Origin of the sequence: Devosia sp. (assembly GCF_030689745.1) — a bacterium.
Lineage (GTDB): Bacteria > Pseudomonadota > Alphaproteobacteria > Rhizobiales > Devosiaceae > Devosia > Devosia alba.
This window is the reverse complement of the sequence record NZ_JAUYGL010000098.1, coordinates 1-15,345: the sequence shown is the minus strand read 5'-3', so window position 1 is coordinate 15,345 and position 15,345 is coordinate 1. Positions and strand designations below refer to the sequence as shown.

11 protein-coding genes and 1 pseudogene are annotated in these 15,345 nt (G+C 53.1%); 8 read left to right on the top strand and 4 right to left on the bottom strand.

Going from position 1 to position 15,345, the window contains the following annotated elements:
* Nucleotides 1–313: pseudogene (locus tag Q8O80_RS08360) on the top strand (transposase domain-containing protein); the annotation flags it as partial.
* 110 nt (nt 314–423) lie between these two features.
* Here the strand turns inward: Q8O80_RS08360 and Q8O80_RS08355 are convergent.
* Nucleotides 424–1,317, bottom strand: a complete 894-nt coding sequence (locus Q8O80_RS08355) for a LysR family transcriptional regulator (protein ID WP_305578870.1) — start codon at nt 1,315–1,317, stop codon at nt 424–426.
* A gap of 102 nt (nt 1,318–1,419) precedes the next feature.
* On the opposite strand from Q8O80_RS08355, the gene Q8O80_RS08350 reads away from it, so the two are divergent.
* Together Q8O80_RS08350 and Q8O80_RS21530 are read left to right on the top strand one after the other, a co-directional pair.
* Nucleotides 1,420–2,235 carry an SDR family NAD(P)-dependent oxidoreductase gene (locus Q8O80_RS08350; RefSeq protein ID WP_305578868.1) on the top strand — a complete coding sequence of 272 codons (816 nt, stop codon included), beginning with the start codon at nt 1,420–1,422 and terminating at the stop codon, nt 2,233–2,235.
* Nucleotides 2,236–2,409: 174 nt separating this feature from the next.
* The gene (locus Q8O80_RS21530) at nt 2,410–2,571 is read left to right on the top strand and encodes a toxin-antitoxin system HicB family antitoxin (protein WP_371136144.1); all 162 of its coding nucleotides are present in this window, start codon (nt 2,410–2,412) and stop codon (nt 2,569–2,571) included.
* Between the two features lie 91 nt (nt 2,572–2,662).
* Here Q8O80_RS21530 and Q8O80_RS08345 read toward each other — a convergent pair whose 3' ends face one another.
* A complete protein-coding gene (locus tag Q8O80_RS08345; RefSeq protein WP_305578866.1) occupies nt 2,663–4,288 on the bottom strand; it encodes a recombinase family protein in 1,626 nt (541 codons plus the stop codon).
* 714 nt (nt 4,289–5,002) lie between these two features.
* On the opposite strand from Q8O80_RS08345, the gene Q8O80_RS08340 reads away from it, so the two are divergent.
* The 5 genes from Q8O80_RS08340 to Q8O80_RS08320 are packed head-to-tail and all read left to right on the top strand — an operon-like array spanning nt 5,003 to nt 13,508.
* Complete coding sequence (locus tag Q8O80_RS08340; RefSeq protein ID WP_305578864.1) at nt 5,003–7,456, top strand: class I SAM-dependent DNA methyltransferase; 2,454 nt, start codon at nt 5,003–5,005, stop codon at nt 7,454–7,456.
* Nucleotides 7,450–8,763 carry a restriction endonuclease subunit S gene (locus tag Q8O80_RS08335; protein ID WP_305578862.1) on the top strand — a complete coding sequence of 438 codons (1,314 nt, stop codon included), beginning with the start codon at nt 7,450–7,452 and terminating at the stop codon, nt 8,761–8,763. Before Q8O80_RS08340 ends, Q8O80_RS08335 begins: the two co-directional genes overlap by 7 nt.
* Nucleotides 8,760–9,695 carry an endonuclease NucS domain-containing protein gene (locus Q8O80_RS08330; RefSeq protein ID WP_305578860.1) on the top strand — a complete coding sequence of 312 codons (936 nt, stop codon included), beginning with the start codon at nt 8,760–8,762 and terminating at the stop codon, nt 9,693–9,695. The genes Q8O80_RS08335 and Q8O80_RS08330 overlap by 4 nt, the downstream gene beginning before the upstream one ends.
* A gap of 8 nt (nt 9,696–9,703) precedes the next feature.
* Nucleotides 9,704–12,793 (top strand): type I restriction endonuclease subunit R, encoded by a 3,090-nt coding sequence (locus Q8O80_RS08325; RefSeq protein WP_305578858.1) that lies wholly within the window; start codon nt 9,704–9,706, stop codon nt 12,791–12,793.
* Nucleotides 12,780–13,508: a M48 family metallopeptidase gene (locus Q8O80_RS08320; RefSeq protein ID WP_305578856.1), complete on the top strand. Its 729-nt coding sequence runs from the start codon at nt 12,780–12,782 to the stop codon at nt 13,506–13,508. The genes Q8O80_RS08325 and Q8O80_RS08320 overlap by 14 nt, the downstream gene beginning before the upstream one ends.
* Before the next feature lie 49 nt (nt 13,509–13,557).
* Here the strand turns inward: Q8O80_RS08320 and Q8O80_RS08315 are convergent, their stop codons facing one another.
* Both Q8O80_RS08315 and Q8O80_RS08310 read right to left on the bottom strand, forming a co-directional pair.
* The gene (locus Q8O80_RS08315; protein ID WP_305578854.1) at nt 13,558–14,463 is read right to left on the bottom strand and encodes a Kiwa anti-phage protein KwaB-like domain-containing protein; all 906 of its coding nucleotides are present in this window, start codon (nt 14,461–14,463) and stop codon (nt 13,558–13,560) included.
* Nucleotides 14,456–15,040 (bottom strand): hypothetical protein, encoded by a 585-nt coding sequence (locus Q8O80_RS08310; protein WP_305578852.1) that lies wholly within the window; start codon nt 15,038–15,040, stop codon nt 14,456–14,458. The genes Q8O80_RS08315 and Q8O80_RS08310 overlap by 8 nt, the downstream gene beginning before the upstream one ends.
* Nucleotides 15,041–15,345 lie beyond the last annotated feature (305 nt).

Genomic DNA, 15,345 nt, shown 5'->3' with positions numbered 1-15,345 from the left:
TTGACGAAACAAAAAACTGCTTCGAGCATTCCTTGCGCAAGATACCGGGCAAAAGCGATCTGGCCGGGGCGTTGCGTTATGCCCTGACCCGGTGGGACGTATGCTTATGACGGCAGATGCGAGATCAGCAACAATGCCGCAAAACGTGCCATCCGGCCTTTGGCCACCGGCCATTTACAGTCTCATCAAGACAGCAAAGATGCAGGGCCTTGATCCGCGCAAATACCTCAGCATCGTCCTTGAGCGCATTGCAGATCATCCGATCAACAAGATCGACGACCTGCTTGCCTGGAATATAGACCTCCAAGCCTGATTACATCTCCGAAAGGGTATCGCTATCCCTGTCAAGGTAGCCGTGAATGGACGGTTACTTTCCCGCAACGATCGAGCTTCGAGAATCGACGCCAACGCTTGGCCAAGCCTTCACACGGCCCTGCTTTCTTGAAGCGTCTTCTTGAACAGTTCGAAGGCCGTCGTGCCCTGCCGATCGGGGTAATAGAGGTAGTAGCCGGCGAACGGCTCGCACCAGGGCTCCAGCAGGCGGATGAGACGGCCATCGGCAATCGGCGCCGCCACCAGATCCTCCAGGATATAGAGGATGCCGAAACCCTCGATGGCGGCGGCCACCAGCAGATCGCCGTCATTGAAGACCGGCCCGCGGCCTGGCGTAACTGTAACTGCACGGCCGTTGCGTTCGAACGACCAGGGAGACAGGTTGCCGTGCGCGTCGCCATAGGCGATACAGCGATGCGCCGTGAGGTCAGCGGGCTCTGTTGGCGCGGGATGGTCGCTCAGATAGCCGGGAGCGGCCACCACCGCGACGCGAAGCTGGGGCCCGACCGCCAGCGCGATCATGTCCTTCTCCAATCGCTCGCCGAGCCGGATGCCCGCATCGTAGCGGCCCGCCACGACGTCGGTCATTCCATTCTCCACGCACACTTCCACCTCGATGCCGGGGTGGCGGCGTATGAAGGACGAGAGCATCGGCCACAGCAGTGTGTCTGCGGCGTGTTTGCCGGTCGTAATACGCACGGTGCCGATCGCTGCCCCGCGTGCCTGGGACAGCGCCTCGATCTCGTCGTTCAACCCGGCCAGTGCCGGCGACAGGGTGGCGAGCAGGCGCTCGCCGGCCGCGGTTGGGGCGACGCTGCGGGTCGTGCGGGAGAGCAGGCGAAAACCGAGCTGGCCCTCCAGCCGCTTCATGGTCTGGCTCAACGCCGACTGCGTGACGCCGAGCCGCCTTGCGGCTCGCGTGAAGCTGCGGTCGGCGGCAATCGCCGCGAAGACGGCGAGGTCGCCGAGCTGATCCGGACGCATTGATGATCCCTGCTACTGGGGCCTATTACTAATTGGGCCATTGTTTTGATCAATTAGCAAGTCTAACTAATCGAGAATAGCGAAGGAAGCGAGGAACAGGCGATGAGCAAGATTTGGTTGGTGACAGGCGCAAGCCGGGGACTTGGACGCGAGATCGCGCGCGCGGCGCTTGATGCGGGCGAAACGGTCGTGGCAACAGCGCGGTCCGCCGACGCGGTGCGCGATGCCTTCGGGGGCGAACACGACCGCCTGCATGCCCTCGCGCTCGATATCACCGACGCCGAAGCCGCGAACGCGGTCACCGCCGAGGCCACCGAGCGGTTCGGTGGGATCGACGTGCTGGTCAACAATGCCGGCTATGCCGAACTGGGGTTCTTCGAGACCTTCACGGATGCCGCTGTGCGGCGCCAGTTCGAGGTCAACCTGTTCGGCACGATGAACGTCGCGCGCGCGGTCGCCCCCCACATGCGTCAGCGTCGCTCAGGCCTCATCGTCACCATCTCGTCGGTCAGCGGGCTGGTCTCCAACGGCGGGGGGGCGGTCTACTCGGCGTCGAAGTTCGCAGTCGAGGGATGGATGGAAGGTTTTGCGCAGGAACTGGCACCGCTGGGCGTCCGTTCGCTTCTGGTCGAGCCGGGGATGCTGCGCACCGACTTCATGGACGGCAAGTCCGCGCGCTTCGGCAGCATCGACATTCCAGACTATGCCGAGGCGATCGCGCAGTATCGCGCGTTCGTGGACGGGGCCAATGGCAACCAGCCGGGCGACCCGAAGCTGCTCGCCGTGCGGATCGTGGCGCTCGCTTCGCAGGACGAGGCACCATCGAGGCTCATCTTCGGAGATGACGCCCGACAGTGGGCCAGCGCGAAAATCGACCAATTGCGGCAGGAGATCGCCCAGTCCGCTGATCGCGGCTGAAACGACATACCAAGGTGCCGGTAACGGAGATGATTGCTTGGCCCCAGCCGCTCGGGCGCTTCCCAAAACCGAACCTCCAACGGGGCGGACGAGGTCAGACCGAAAAGAATCTGTTCTGGATTGCCCCCTCTCGCTCTCTAAATCCGATCTTCCGCTCTCATCTGCAAGGTAGCCGTGACACGACGCTTACCCAAAAAGTTAAATCCGGCAGTCTGCTATAGCGGGAACATCGCGTTGCGGGTGGATCCGGGCATTCATCGCAAGGCTTCCATCCTGGCCGGGGCCTCTGGCATGAGCATCAGCAAATGGATTGAGCACCAGATCGAACGGGCGTGAATGGCCTTTTCGGGGATTTTACAGGTGTCAGACAGAGGATTGTCTCTCTGATCAACCGGCAGAATTCTGCCGGTTGTCACTCTTTCCCCGATCAGGAAGAGTGTCGTTTATCGGCAGCAATCAGGGCGGCAAAATCAAATGTCGCCTTGCATTCACGCTGCCACATTCTGTTGGCTTCGTCCCAGGTTGCGTGAATCGTCAGCTTGTCGATGATCTGCCGGAGGGGCGTGACGGCTTCCGGATCCCGCGACCAGACCCGCAATTTGGCCAGCAGCTTGTTGTGACGCGCAATGATGCGATCCAGGCTTTTCGGGATCGATGTTTCGGCCAGTTCGCGCTGGTAACGTGAAATATCAAGTTTGGTTCGATGGATTTGTTCCGACTTGTCGTCAAAGAATGCCCGGATCTCGTGAGATCGGGCATCCGGCCCAAGCGCCTCGATGACCTTGTTGACGCTGGCGCGCAGGGTTTCCAGTTCCTGTTTTGATCGGTCGATTTCCCGCTCAAGCCTTGTGCGGGCCTTTCCCATCTGTGCGCTGTCGAAATGGGAAAGGATCATGTCCTGGTCAAGCGTGCTGATCGCTTTGATGACCAGTATGATGATCTGGTCATAATTCAGGCTGCGGTTATGACAGCCTTTGGTCGGGCAGGAATAATGCCGGGCATAGGTCGCGACGATCTTGTGGCCGTGTTCGCCGCAATAGAGTTTACCGCCAAACACCGCATTGGCCCGTTTGGTGGTGATTGCCTGATTGCGCCGCCATTCCTTTGAGCGCCGGATTGAAATATCGCGTTTTTCCTCATCGGTCATGACCTTCGGGGTGAGCTTGCGCTGGAGATGCTTGCTGGAACGCACATCAAGGGCCCGCTGCACTCTTGCAAACATTCCTTCATCGACAATGGCAAGCTCCGGGATCGGGACGCTGATCCATTCACTTTCCGGGCGCAGGACCGGCAAACGCTTGCCGTTTTCCGGGTGCTTGCGATAGTGCATTTTATTGAAGGTGATGACGCCGTTATAAAGCGTTTGACGCAGCATCCCTGTTTGCCGGACGAACGAGCCCACAAGGGTCGTGGGAGCCCATTTGCTGCCGTTTGGGGACTCAATACCGCGCCGGTTCAGATCATCGCAGATATGCTTCAATTTTTGGCCCGAGGCATATGTCTCGAAAATTTCCCGGATGATGATGGCCTGTTCCGGATTGATGGTCCGTTTGCCGCGTATCGGTTCGCCGAACTCGTCAAGCGCATGGACCAGATCATAACCATAAAGCTTGCCACCCGGCACGCCGCCACGCAGCACGGCGGCAATCACACCCCTATGGGTTTTGTCGGACAGATCCTTGAGATAAAGCGCGTTCATCGTGCTTTTAAGCCCGATATGCAGTTCGTTGATCAATCCTTCGCTGATGGTCTCGACCGGCAGGCCGAGGAAGATCATTTTTTTGAAGAAATTGGCGGTGTCTGCCTGATCCCGGCTGATCCGGCTCAAATCTTCGGAAATGACAATATCAAACCGGCCATTAAGGGCACCGATGAGCAGGGCGTTGACACCGGGGCGGTTCTCGATATGGGCACCAGACAGGGCCTCGTCCCGATAGATTTCGGCAATCTCATATCCCTTGAAGCGGCAGAATTCCTGACAGCGGCGGATCTGATCTTCGGTGCTTGTGCCCTGTTTGTCGGTTGAGTGACGGGCGTAAATTCCAGCTCTCAAGGAAGGCCTCGTTAAAATTATGTAAATCTTATCAAGTGGGTTATCGAAAATTATTGGAATTATTGAACTTTGCTCGTGCTCATCAGAATGCAGGGTTTCCTATAGAGCGATTTGGATCACTGATCCGAGATTTTCCAATCGTTTGACAGGCAGGAATCCTTTGAGAACTGAAATTGCAACTTCAAGATGTCGCTGTTTGCAGCTTTATTCTGATTACCCGACGCTGTATCCCATGCGCAAGGGTAAAAAAATGTGTTCTTATAAGAACGGAAAATCTCAAAAGTTCAATTTTTACAAATGATTGCATGAAAGCGCACGAGATTGCACGAGATTGCAAAAGATTGCATGAGAGTGCATAAGATGGCACAACTTTACCCTGTCGTCTCTTGGGGCAGGATAGGTTTGGTAGGCCCACCAAACAGCCCAAACGGGCTTCCTGCTTATTCGCATGGCAAGCCATGCTCAACAAAATACCCAGATGGTGGAAAATGGACATCAGGAACTGATGGGAGGGCAATGGTTGATAGTGCGACAGTAAACAAAGAGCTACAACTCTCCATTGACCATGTTTCTGGACTTTTTCGGACCGTTGTAGGTTCAGGTTTAGGATGTACCGGTAGCTCATGCTGCCGGAAAATTTATGCCCGATCCGCAAGAGCATAGACAGATCGGAACGATAATAACAGCGCGGCAAGGCATTAGGGTTATATGTGAATGGCAATCAAGAAAACTGAATTGTACTCGTCTTTGTGGGCGAGCTGTAATGAGTTGCGCGGGGGCATGGATGCCTCGCAGTATAAGAATTACATCCTCACCCTGCTTTTCGTAAAATACGTTTCGGACAAATACGCCAAGCAAAAATACGGCGCTATCGTCGTGCCCGCAGGAGGCTCCTTCGCCGATATGGTTGCCCTGAAGGGGCAAAAAGACATCGGCGACAAAATGAATACGATCATTGGCGAGCTTGCGCGGGCCAATGAGATGGCCTGGCTGTCCAACGCGGACAACGACTTCAATCATGAAGATCGGCTTGGCAAAGGCAAAGCCATGGTCGACACGTTAACCAAGCTTGTCGGTATCTTTGAGAACCTCGACCTCGGGAAAAATCGCGCCGATGGGGATGATCTGCTCGGCGATGCCTATGAATATCTGATGCGCCACTTCGCAACAGAATCGGGCAAGAGCAAAGGCCAGTTCTACACCCCTGCCGAAGTGTCGCGCATTCTTTCGAAGGTCTTGGGCATCAACGCTAATACTAGCCAGGACGAGACTGTATACGACCCGACTTGCGGTTCCGGATCGCTGCTCCTCAAGGTCAATGACGAAGCGCCGAATGGCCTTTCTCTTTATGGTCAAGAAAAAGAACAGGCCACGGCAGCCTTGGCCAAAATGAACATGGTCCTGCATAACAGCCCATCGGCCGAAATCTGGCAAGACGATACGCTGTCCGCACCCCACTGGAAGGACAAAGAAGGCAAGCTGCGCACCTTCGATTTTGCCGTCGCCAACCCGCCATTCTCGCTCAAGTCATGGAGCAACGGCTTTACGCCATCCAATGACGAGTTCGGGCGCTTCGAATACGGCGAGCCGCCCGAGAAAAATGGCGACTACGCCTTTCTGCTGCACATCATCAAATCGCTGAAAAGCACCGGCAAGGGCGCAGTGATTTTGCCGCATGGCGTTTTGTTCCGTGGCAATGCCGAGGCTGATATCCGCCGCAACCTCATTCGCCAAGGCTATATCAAGGGCATCATCGGATTGCCTGCCAACCTCTTTTACGGCACCGGCATCCCCGCCTGCATCATCGTGATTGATAAGAACACGGCAGGGCCAGAGCGTCCCATCTTTATGATCAACGCCAGCAAGGGCTTCATCAAAGACGGGAACAAGAACCGTCTGCGTGCGCAGGACATTCACAAAATCGTAGACGTCTTCAACCGTCAGCTCGTGGTGGATCGGTATTCGCGCCTCGTTCCCTATGACGAGATCGCCAAAAAGAACGACTTTAACCTCAACATCCCCCGCTACATCGATGCCAGTGAACCCGAGGACATTCACGATCTGGACGCGCATTTGAATGGCGGCATTCCGGATCGGGATATTGAAGCCCTGAAAGCCTATTGGGATGTCTTCCCATCACTGCGCAAAACGCTGTTCGCCGATGGCGCACGCCCCGGTTACGCCAAGGCTATGGTGGAATCGCGCGCTGTAAAGGCAACGATCCTCGGCCATAACGAATTCGATGCTTTCAAGAATTCGTCCCTAAGACGCTTCCAGGATTGGAAAGCAAAGCACGAGGGGCGACTGGCCGGGATCAAGGTCGGCGATAAGCCCAAAGAGCTGATTTTCGACATTTCTGAAGACTTGCTGACGCAGTTCGACGGCGCGCCGTTGCTCAGCAAATACGACATCTATCAAATCCTGATGACCTATTGGGATGAGATTATGCAGGACGACGTGCACATGATCGTTCAGGATGATTGGAAGGTTGCCAAGACCGTCCGCCTTCTGGTGCCGATCAAGGACAAGAACGGCAAGCCCAAATACACCGAAGAGCATGATTTCGAATTCGGCTCGGCCCAAGCCAAGAAGCGCTATCGCAGCGATATCGTCCCGCCATCTCTGGTGATCGCGAAATATTTCGCGGACAAGCAAGCAGCGCTCGATGCCCTTCAGGCCAAGCACGATAGCGCTGTGCAAGAGCTGGAGAGTTTCATCGAGGAAAACACCGGCGAAGACGGCCTGATCGAAAACGCCAAGAACGACAAAGGCGCTATCAAGCAAAAGGGCGTGAAGGACCGGATCAAGGAAACCAATGATGCCGACGAGCTGGCAGCACTGAAAAAATGCCTCGCGCTGATCACCAGCGAGGAATCGGCCAAGAAGGCGGTGAACGCTGCAAAGCTGAAGCTCGACGAGCTGGTTTTCAAGAAAATCCCGACTCTCTCAGAGGACGAGCTGAAGGCCATCGTGGTACACGACAAATGGTTCGGAACGGTCGAGGCACGGATCGGCGAAGAGATCGAGCGCGTCACCCAGCAATTGGCCAATCGCGTCAAAACGCTGGAGGAGCGTTATGCCGAAACTCTGCCCGGTTTGAACAAGGACGTTCAGAAATACGCAAGCCTTGTTGAAGACCACCTCAAGAAGATGGGGCTGGCATGGTAAAGCCTGGATATAAACAGACCGAAGTCGGCGAAATCCCGGAAGATTGGGACGTAAAGAAACTCGGAGATTTGGGGTCAGTTGTTCGTGGCGGCTCCCCGAGGCCAGCCGGTGATCCGAGGTTTTTTGATGGCAACTTTATTCCATGGCTGACCGTGGCATCGTTAACGAACGTGCCGAAAAGCCAGATCGAAATTGTGCTCACTGACACACACCTGACTGAAGAAGGTTCTAAACGAAGCCGAACCTTGGAAAAAGGGACGCTCATCATTTCGAATAGTGGCGCGACGTTGGGTGTAGCGAAAATACTTGGTATGCGATGCTGCGCAAACGACGGAATTGCTGCAATAATCAATCAAAAATCTGGTAACAAAAGATACATTGCGCAGTTTATCAACACAAAGACAAAGTATTTGCATGATGTTGTGGCATCAGGCAATGGTCAGCCAAATTTAAATACTTCCCTAATCCGAGAGATATTTATTTCTTTTCCGGATCAAGAAGAGCAGAACCGTATTGCAGACGCCCTGTCAGACGTGGATGCGCTGATCGCTTCGCTGGAAAGGTTAATCGAGAAGAAGCGCGACATCAAAACCGCGACGATGCAGCAACTCCTCACCGGCAAAAAACGCCTACCGGGTTTTGGCGACGGTAAAGGCACGAAACAAAGCGAACTCGGCGAAATTCCAGAAGATTGGGACATCCGAAAGTATGGCGATACGTTTTCCTTTTTGTCGACGGCAAATAACTCTCGTGCAGACCTCTCCGAAGATGGGGACGTAGAATACATCCACTACGGAGACATTCATACAAAGCTTCATTTCAACCTCGATTTGGAACGACAAACACTTCCGAAGATTGACCGCGACAAACTGCGAAATCCTGCCTTTGTTGCTGACGGCGATATCGTGATGGCTGATGCGTCAGAGGACTATGAAGGTATTGGTAAGAGCATTGAAATCTCAAACGTCGGCACGAGACGGGTCGTTTCCGGGCTCCACACGTTTCTGCTGAGAGATACGGAGAGGCGCTACGCTAATGGTTTTCGCGGCTATCTTCATTCAATTCCGGCTATCAAGCGCGCATATGATACGCTTGCCACGGGCCTTAAGGTTTACGGTCTTTCTAAGAACAGCCTGAAAAGCGTGAGCATTCCGGTCCCGCCATTTGATGAACAGGTCGAGATCGTGAAAGTGATCTCATGCATGGACGACGAGCTTCACGTTCTTGAGGAAAAGCTCAACAAAGCCAAGGCTATAAAGCAGGGCATGATGCAGGAATTGCTGACGGGGAGGACGCGCCTCGTATGACGATCACCCGCAGCTATTACCGGATCATGCTAGGGCGCAAAAGCGTCCACGCCAAGGAATGCCATGAGGGGCAGTTCATCGGCGGTGACTGGGGTATGGATTTTGACCTGAGCAGCACGTTGCCCGAAAACTGGCGCGACTTTAACAAGATGTACAATTCGGTCTTTCTGGAGCGTAATCCCGGCAAGAGCAAGGTGGCTGCCGGTCTGGCCTGCGGCATGCTCCACACCATCTGCAAGGGCATCAAGATCGGTGATTTTGTCCTTTGTCCGACTGGCACCGGAACCTATTGGGCGGGTGAGGTCGTTGGAGATTACACGTATGTGCCGGGTGCGATTTTGCCCCACCGCCGTCAGGTGCGTTGGTATCCGAAGACCATAGACCGCAGCGAACTTAGCCAGGCCTTGGTGAATTCCGCAGGCTCCATCGGCACCGTCAGCAATATCTCTAAGCATGGGGCGGAGATCGAAAGCCTGCTTGCCGGTAATGCCCCGCCAACGTTGATTTCAACGGATGAGCTGGTTGAAGACCCGTCCGTCTTTGCACTCGAAAAGCATCTCGAAGATTTCCTCGTACAAAACTGGGCGCAGACAGAGCTGGGCAAACGCTTTGACCTCGTTGAGGACGAGGGTGAAGTCGTCGGCCAGCAATATCCAACCGACACAGGCAACATCGATATTCTGGCGATCAGCAAGGACAAGACCGAATATCTGGTTGTCGAACTAAAGAAGGGCCGTGCCAGCGATGCCGTGGTCGGCCAGATTCAGCGTTATATGGGCTATGTTCTGGATGACATAGCAGAACCAAACCAAGGCGTGCGCGGGGCCATTATTGCCCTGGAAGATGATTTGCGTCTGCGCCGGGCGCTACGCGTGACCAGTAATATTGAATTTTACCGTTATTCGGTGAGCTTTAAGTTATTTAAGAGTTAGGGGGAGCTATGAGCGATGTTGGACAGGTGGAGCGCGCGACGCAGAACAGAGTTGTCAAACTGTTCCGCGATCAATTGGGATATCGCTATCTCGGCAATTGGATAGATCGCCCTGACAACAGCAACATCGAGAAGGACATTCTGGGTGGTTGGCTGCGCAGTCGAGGCGTCAGCGATGTTCTGATTACCCGCGTGTTTCGCGAACTGCAAAATGCCGCTGCCCTTGGTGATGGCCGCCACCTCTATGACGCGAATAAGGACGTTTACCGCCTTCTGCGCTACGGCGTGAAAGTCAAGGAAGGCGCGGGTGAGCAAAATCAGACGGTCTACTTGATCGACTGGAAAAACCCCGAAAACAACGACTTTGCCATCGCTGAAGAGGTATTGGTCAGCGGCGCGAACAAAAAGCGCCCGGACGTTGTTCTATACGTAAACGGCATTGCGCTGGGTGTGGTTGAACTTAAGCGCTCCAGCGTTTCCGTGGCCGAAGGCATACGCCAGAACCTCGATAATCAGAAAAAGGCCTTCATCCGCAATTTCTTCACGACCATGCAGCTCACCATGGCCGGCAACGACACCGAGGGGCTGCGTTACGGCACCGTCGAAACCACCGAGAAACACTATTACCAGTGGAAGGAGGAAGGCGAGAACTCCTACGGCTACATGCTGGATTTTCATCTCAGCCGCCTATGCCATAAAAAGCGCTTCCTGGAGATCATTCACAACTTCATCGTTTTCGACTCCGGCACCAAGAAAACCTGCCGTCATAACCAGTATTTCGGTGTGTTAGCAGCGCATGATCATGTACGGGCTCGCAAGAGCGGCATTATCTGGCATACCCAAGGCTCGGGCAAAAGCCTGACTATGGTCTGGCTGGCCAAATGGATACGTGAAAATGTGAAGTATTCCCGCGTTCTTGTCATCACCGATAGAACCGAGCTGGACGAGCAGATTGAGGGTGTATTTTCCGGCGTAGACGAGAAGATTTACCGTACGAAGAACGGCGAAGACCTCATTGCCACACTGAATAATTCGACGGAATGGCTGGTCTGCTCTCTGATCCATAAATTTGGCAGGCAGGGCGAAGACGAAGACAACCAGGCTACCGAAGACTTCATCAAGGAGTTGAAGGCCAGCCTGCCAGCGGGCTTCAAGGCGAAGGGCGAGATCTTCGTCTTTGTCGATGAATGTCACCGAACCCAGTCCGGGAAGTTGCACGATGCCATGCGGCTGATCCTGCCGAATGCAACCTTTATCGGCTTCACCGGCACGCCACTCCTCAAAGCGGACAAGAAGAAGAGCATCGAGGTTTTCGGCAGCTTCATCCATACCTATAAATTCGATGAGGCCGTTGAGGACGGCGTGGTGCTCGATCTTCGGTACGAAGCCCGAGACATCGACCAATACGTTTCCTCTCAGGAAAAGATCGACAAGTGGTTCGATGCGAAGACCAAAGGCCTATCGGACATGGCCCGCGCTCAGCTCAAGCTGAAATGGGGCACATTGAAGAAAGTCCTATCCAGCCAGGACCGGCAGGAACAGATCGTCAACGACGTTTTGATGGACATGGAAACCAAGCCGCGCCTGATGGATGGACGCGGCAATGCCATGCTTGTTTGCAGCAGCATCTATCAGGCGTGCAAGGTCTACGATCTCTTCTCGAAAACCGACTTGGCAGGAAAATGCGCGATCATCACCAGCTATCAGCCGTCACCCGCTGACATTAAGGGCCAGGACAGTGGTGCAGGCCTTACCGAAAAGCTCAATCAGTATGCGATCTATCGCCGGATGCTTGCCGAGTATTTCGAGAAGCCGGAAGACGAAGCCATGTACATGGCCGAGGAATTCGAAAAGCAGGTGAAAAGAAAGTTCATCAAAGAGCCGGGGCAAATGCGCCTGCTCATTGTGGTGGATAAGCTACTCACCGGCTTTGATGCGCCTTCCGCAACATATCTCTATATCGACAAGGAAATGCGCGACCATGGGCTATTCCAAGCTATTTGTCGCGTTAATCGGCTGGACGATGACGATAAAGAGTATGGCTATATCGTCGATTACAAAGACCTGTTCCACCGCCTAGAGGGCGCGATCAGTGACTACACCAGCGGCGCATTCGATGGATATGACGAGGCCGACGTCAAAGGCCTTCTTGGTGATCGCCTGGAAAAGGGCCGCGAGCGGTTGGAAGAGGCGAGGGAAACCCTCAAGGCGATCTGTGAGCCTGTCCTCGAACCAAGAGGACAAAACGAATATCGCCATTACTTTTGCGGTGATCCGGCATCTCCGGGGCAGCTTCAAGATTTTGAGGCCCGCCGGATTGCATTGTATAAGGCGGTAGCCAGCCTGCTCCGCGCTTATGCCAACCTCGCAAATGAACTTGAAGATGCAGGATACACTGCGGCAGAAGCAGCGCAAATTAAACAGGAGGTCGAACACTTCAGTAAGGTGAGGGAAGAAATCAAGCTGGCGAGTGGCGATTACATCGACATGAAGCTTTATGAGCCAGCGATGCGGCACCTCCTAGATACCTACATCAAGGCCGAAGATAGCCAGGTTATAGCCGATTTCGAAGAGTTGGGCCTGATCGAGCTTATCGTGAAACGGGGTGATGCTTCACTTCAAGATACGCCGCTCGCGATGATGAAAAGCGAGGAGTCTATGGCGGAAACCATCGAGAATAACATGCGTAAAGTTATCATCGATGAGAAGGATGTGAACCCGAAATACTATGAAAAAATGTCTGAGCTTCTGGATGCGTTGATCGAGGAGCGACGGAAACAGGCTTTGGATTACAAGGAGTATTTGCTCCGCGTAAAGGAATTGTCGGTACAGGTCCTAAACCCAGGTGGACTTGATCCGAAAACCTACCCGGCATCAGTGGATACGCCTGCAAAGAAAGCGCTGTATGATAACTTTGAGGCCGATGAGCTTTGGGTAACCAAGGTGGATACGGCGATCCGAACAGCCAAGAAAGCGGATTGGATCGGTAATCCTCAGAAGGAGCGGGAACTCGCCGGAGCCATTTACAAGGCTATCGGCGATGATGAACGCATCGAGAAAATTGTCGAACTCGTGAAGAACCAGTATGAGTACAGATAGCCGGTACCTAGAAGTATCCGGGCTATCCGTTGAGATCGTTCGGAAGAAAATCAAAAACTTTCACTTGGCTGTCTATCCGCCGGACGGGATGGTGAGAGTGGCAGTTCCATTGCAAACCACCAATGAAAACGTTCGCTTGGCGATCATTTCTCGGCTTGGCTGGATAAAGCGGAAACAAGCGGAATTTGAGAGGCAGCCCCGGCAATCCGAACGGAAATTCGTTGCGGGCGAGAGCCATTATTTCCAAGGACGGCGCTACATACTGGAGGTCTCCGAACGGTCGGAAAAGCCTTCTGTGAAGCTGAAAAACAACTCGAAGATACTGCTTTCCGTTCGACCCGACACGCCCAAAGAAGCCCGAGCAAAGATCATGGCCGATTGGTATCGCGGGCACCTCAGGCAGCAGGTGCCTGCTCTCCTTGAGAAATGGCAACCTGTGATCGGCAAGGAAGTCAGCAGTTGGCGCATTCAAAAAATGAAAACGAAATGGGGTAGTTGCAACATTCCAGAAAAGCGAATTCTGCTGAACCTGGAATTGGCCAAGAAATCCCCTGAATGCTTGGAATACATTCTCGTCCACGAGCTGGTGCATTTGCATGAACGCCATCACAACGAACGTTTTCGGGTGCTCATGGATCAATACATGCCCAAGTGGCGATCATGCCGGGATCTGCTCAAGAATGAGCCGCTGGCCTATGAGCATTGGATATATTAGTATTTTTGATTTCAATGTCTGCAGGCGGTCAGGTTTCTTAAATAGTAGATCAGACCTTCTGTCTGCCGGTTGCTCGATAGGGATCGCCACCATTATTGGCTAGATCAAGATGGTAGCGCCGCGCGTCCAAAAGCTCCATGAGCTTGGCCTCATCTTGGACGCGGCACTGAAGTTTTCCTGTATCGAGTTCTTTGAAAACGATGCCGTGCTGCCGAGCGAGTTCCTCAATTTTTGCCCGCTGGAAGTTACCTATGTTAGGGGTTTGCGCAATTGAGGCTGCATAGCGTGCAACCCTTGGATGTTTCTCGATTTTTTCTTTAATCCGTGACAGGTCAAGGAAAGTGATCGTATCTTCAACGACCTGAATTTTGTCCTTAGCTGTTGCAGCAACACGTGATGTGATTTCACCTAGATGCTGCATTTTCGCGTCATTCAGAATATAGACGTGCGCATCGGTGACAAGGACGTCGAACTCGTTGTCGAGTTTGAATACAGTGTCCTCAATAATGGATAGCGTGTCATTGATCATTCGAGCCAGTCGGTTCTTCGCCTTCACCGTGCCCTTGAACTGCGTTGCCTTTCTTACTCCGACCATTCTTCGGTTTTGATCGTCAGTGATCTCAGTAAAGTAATATTCGATATCATTTACGTGATCTGATAAATTCGTTAGATCATCGAGCGCGCCTGCATCAAAAAGGGTGGAGAATACAGTCATGTACTCATTATCACGCTTGCAGTACACGCGCCGTCTTGCGCCATAATCTTCTGAAATGTCATATTCCTGCCAGTCGCCTTCTGCCGCATTGAGCGCAGCCACTGTGCTAACTGTCATTTCCTTTAGGGCAGTTTTAAAGCCGCCATTCGTCGGCACAAAATATAGATCGCTATTGCTTCGCAACCCTATGCCGAAATTAACTGACGCTATACTTCCGGTGTCAATGTCATTCTCAATCATCTGCGACCTTATCAAATAGAACGCGGCCACCCAAGCGATAGCCTGTGAGTGAAACGTCGTCCGGAATAAAATGTCTCCGCGAAATTACTGCGTATGTTGCAAATCGGTCACGTTCTCGGTCTTTCTGAGTAGTCCCGATCTTTGCCTCTACCGTGAATATTCTGTACCCCCAGATTGCAAAGAACAGATTCATGTAGTGGAGGCGCATGTGCCAAAAAAGAAACATGACAAACATAAATGCTAATGCAACTGCAGTTAGATCCCGCACACCGTCTGTGTTTGCATCGAACAGTGGAATAAGCATTGCAAACAAGTAGGTGAGGAGATGTTCCCTCTGGTCTTTTGCTGATGAAATCTGGATAGTCTTAGTATTTTCAGTTTTGCGAGCGAGTATAAATATCAACCAGATAATCAATGTTGGCAGCAGAAAAAGCCCGATACATATCGGGACCCAAATCCTGTCTTGAATGGCGTCGACGCCCCGAATAGCCCAAAGCACGAAGACTGGGCTAAGGCTTGACCAAACCAGAATAAAGCGAGTCAGCTCAAGGCCTTCGTCTATTTTTCGACTTTTCATGTATTGATATTGCTATTTATACATGAAAATCACAAGATTTTTCTGATGTTTGTTCGGAACTTGGGCTGAAATATGTAGCTATGAATTTGGCAATTTCAGTGGATGCAGTTCGACAGTAGGCGAGCGGTGAAAATCTTGTTGTCCGGAGCACCAACTCTATTTGATTAGGGTCCAGACTCATTCAAATCCAATAGCAGACTAGCGCAGCCAAGCATAAGCCAGCCAGGAAATTGTCGGCCTTTTTATCGTACCTTGAGGCGTCCGAACATGCGCTCAATGACGTTGCGGTTCTTATAGCGCATGGC

What these genes read in the sequence shown, in the direction of transcription:
- Q8O80_RS08350 (WP_305578868.1), top strand. Translation starts at nt 1,420, where the DNA reads ATGAGCAAGATTTGGTTGGTGACAGGCGCAAGCCGGGGACTTGGACGC.
- Q8O80_RS08335 (WP_305578862.1), top strand. Translation starts at nt 7,450, where the DNA reads ATGGTAAAGCCTGGATATAAACAGACCGAAGTCGGCGAAATCCCGGAA.
- Q8O80_RS08325 (WP_305578858.1), top strand. Translation starts at nt 9,704, where the DNA reads ATGAGCGATGTTGGACAGGTGGAGCGCGCGACGCAGAACAGAGTTGTC.
- Q8O80_RS08315 (WP_305578854.1), bottom strand. Translation starts at nt 14,463, where the DNA reads ATGATTGAGAATGACATTGACACCGGAAGTATAGCGTCAGTTAATTTC.
- Q8O80_RS08320 (WP_305578856.1), top strand. Translation starts at nt 12,780, where the DNA reads ATGAGTACAGATAGCCGGTACCTAGAAGTATCCGGGCTATCCGTTGAG.
- Q8O80_RS08340 (WP_305578864.1), top strand. Translation starts at nt 5,003, where the DNA reads ATGGCAATCAAGAAAACTGAATTGTACTCGTCTTTGTGGGCGAGCTGT.
- Q8O80_RS08310 (WP_305578852.1), bottom strand. Translation starts at nt 15,040, where the DNA reads ATGAAAAGTCGAAAAATAGACGAAGGCCTTGAGCTGACTCGCTTTATT.
- Q8O80_RS08330 (WP_305578860.1), top strand. Translation starts at nt 8,760, where the DNA reads ATGACGATCACCCGCAGCTATTACCGGATCATGCTAGGGCGCAAAAGC.
- Q8O80_RS08355 (WP_305578870.1), bottom strand. Translation starts at nt 1,317, where the DNA reads ATGCGTCCGGATCAGCTCGGCGACCTCGCCGTCTTCGCGGCGATTGCC.